The following is a 2,125-nucleotide window of genomic DNA, read 5'->3' as shown; positions in this document are numbered from 1 at the left end:
GGTCGGGCAGCTCGGGGTCTTCGCCGCGCGCGACCTGCGCGGCGGCGAATGCCTGGGGGTGTACGGCGGCCAGTTGCTGACGCCGGCCATGTACTTCGCCTGCGCCGACGATGCGTTCATCCTGTCCGCCGTGTCGGGCGAACACTTCGCCTTCATCGACGGCGAGAACATCCTGGCGATGGCCAATACCCGGCTCGCCTACGACGCCGCCGGCCTGCCGGTGGCCCAGGCCGGAGCGGGGTACAACGTGACGGTGGCGCGCTTCCACGTCATCGCCGAGGGCGGCCGGCGCTTTTCGATCGGCGCGTTCTTCGCCGCCGGCGACGTCGCGGCGGGCACCGAACTGCGCTGGAACTACGGCCACTCGGCCGAGGTCATCGCCGCCGTGTATCGCCCCATGTACGTCGCCGGCTAGCGATGCCCCACGAGTTCAGTCTTGTCCGCGACCTGCTGGACGAATTGGTGACCCTGGTGAATTCCGACCAGACGTTTTCGGATATTCACCTGGAACAGGACATGCCCGTGATGATCAAGACGCCGCGCGGCTGGCGCCAGGCCGGCGCCGAACCGGTCACGCTGGAGGACATGGCGCCCGTGCTCGGCGCGATCGACGAGGCGTGGCGGGACAGGATCGCCGACGGCGCCGTCGACCGGCCGTTCGCGCTGACCGATTACCGGCTGCGCTGCAACGTCTACCGGTCCGCGGGCGGCGCCAGGGTCACGGTGTCGATGCGGCGCCTGCCGTTGCACCCCATCCCGCTGGCGCAGACCGGGTTGCCGCCCCACACCCGGTTGATGGTCGAGGCGACCCGCGGCGTCATCATGATCACCGGTCCAACCGGTTCGGGCAAGTCGACGACGGTGGCCTCGATGCTCGACCATATCAATGCCACGCGCAGCGCCCACATCGTCACCATCGAGGAACCGATCGAGTACCGGCTGCAGCGCAAGCAGTCGATCATCTCGCAAAAGGAAGTGCCGACCGACACCGCGACCTTTTCTTCCGGCCTGCGCGAAGCGTTGCGCCAGAAGCCGGACGTGCTCATGGTCGGGGAAATCCGCGATGCCGACACCGCCGAGACGGTCCTGCATGCGGGCGAATCGGGGCACCTCGTGCTGGCGACGATGCACACCAACAGCGCGGTCGGCGCGCTTTCCCGGCTGCTGGCGTTTTTCCCGGCCGAGCAGCGCGACCAGCGCGCGGCCGCGCTGGCGCGCTCGCTCGTCGGCGTGATCTTCCAGAGCCTGGTGCCGAGCGAGCAGGGCGACGCCGTGGTGCTGGCCCACGAAATCCTCTTCAATCACAACCAGCAGCTGGCGCGCTTCATCGCCGACCCGGGCAAGGTGCACCAGCTCGAGGATGTCCTGCGGCGCAGGGAAGACAGCATGTCGCGCAGCCTGAACGACGTGCTGGTCCAGCTGGTGGGGCAAAAGGCCGTGGCGGCGCGCGATGCCATGCGCGCCGCGTACAACCGGCTCGAGCTGCACGACATGCTGGGCAGCGTGCGCTAGCCTTGTGCGCGGCCGGCCCCCGCGCGCGCCAGCGCGACGCGGTTGCGGCCCGCGTGCTTGGCCTCGTACAGGGCCTCGTCGGCCAGGCGGAACAGGTCGGCGGGATCGGCGCCGCCGCCGGCGACGTCCAGGTCCGCCACGCCGGCGGAAAAGGTGGCGTGGAACACCGTCTCGTCGGCCTTGAGGCGCACGGTGGCGAACAGTGCGCGGATGTCGTCGAGTACGTGGCCCGCCGCCGCCGCGCTCGTCCCCGGCATGATCACGGCGAATTCCTCGCCGCCGTAACGGCCGATCAGGTCGCCGTGGCGCAGGCGCTGCTGCAGGATGTGGGCGATGGCGCGGATGACCTGGTCGCCGACCTGGTGGCCGTAGGTGTCGTTGATCTTCTTGAAGAAATCCAGGTCGACCATCGCGAGCGCCAGCGGACTGCCGTCGCGCCTGCTGCGCGCCATTTCGCGCAGCAGTTGTTCCTTGATCGAGACGTGGTTGTACAGCCCGGTCATGCCGTCGCGCATGATCAGGCTGCGCAGCGCGCGTGAGCGCTCGACGCGCATCATGACCGCGAGCGCGAGGTCCGCGCGCGTGTCCGGCGGCGCCAGCAAGTCGTCCACGC

General features: G+C 69.4%; 2 protein-coding genes and 1 pseudogene. 2 read left to right on the top strand and 1 reads right to left on the bottom strand.

Annotated elements, in window-relative coordinates; translation table 11 throughout:
• Together ACEN88_RS29905 and ACEN88_RS29900 are read left to right on the top strand one after the other, a co-directional pair.
• Nucleotides 1-415 (top strand): annotated as a pseudogene (locus ACEN88_RS29905) (type III effector protein); the annotation flags it as partial.
• A gap of 2 nt (nucleotides 416-417) precedes the next feature.
• Nucleotides 418-1,512: a type IV pilus twitching motility protein PilT gene (locus ACEN88_RS29900; RefSeq protein ID WP_413345548.1), complete on the top strand. Its 1,095-nt coding sequence runs from the start codon at nucleotides 418-420 to the stop codon at nucleotides 1,510-1,512.
• Here ACEN88_RS29900 and ACEN88_RS29895 read toward each other — a convergent pair.
• The coding region (locus tag ACEN88_RS29895) for a GGDEF domain-containing protein (RefSeq protein WP_413345546.1) at nucleotides 1,509-2,125 on the bottom strand (617 nt) is incomplete at its 5' end. The two genes, ACEN88_RS29900 and ACEN88_RS29895, sit on opposite strands and share 4 nt — an antisense overlap.

Origin of the sequence: Massilia sp. CT11-108 (assembly GCF_047302915.1) — a bacterium.
Taxonomy (GTDB): Bacteria; Pseudomonadota; Gammaproteobacteria; order Burkholderiales; family Burkholderiaceae_D; genus Telluria; species Telluria orientalis.
This window is presented reverse-complemented; position numbering and strand designations above follow the sequence as displayed.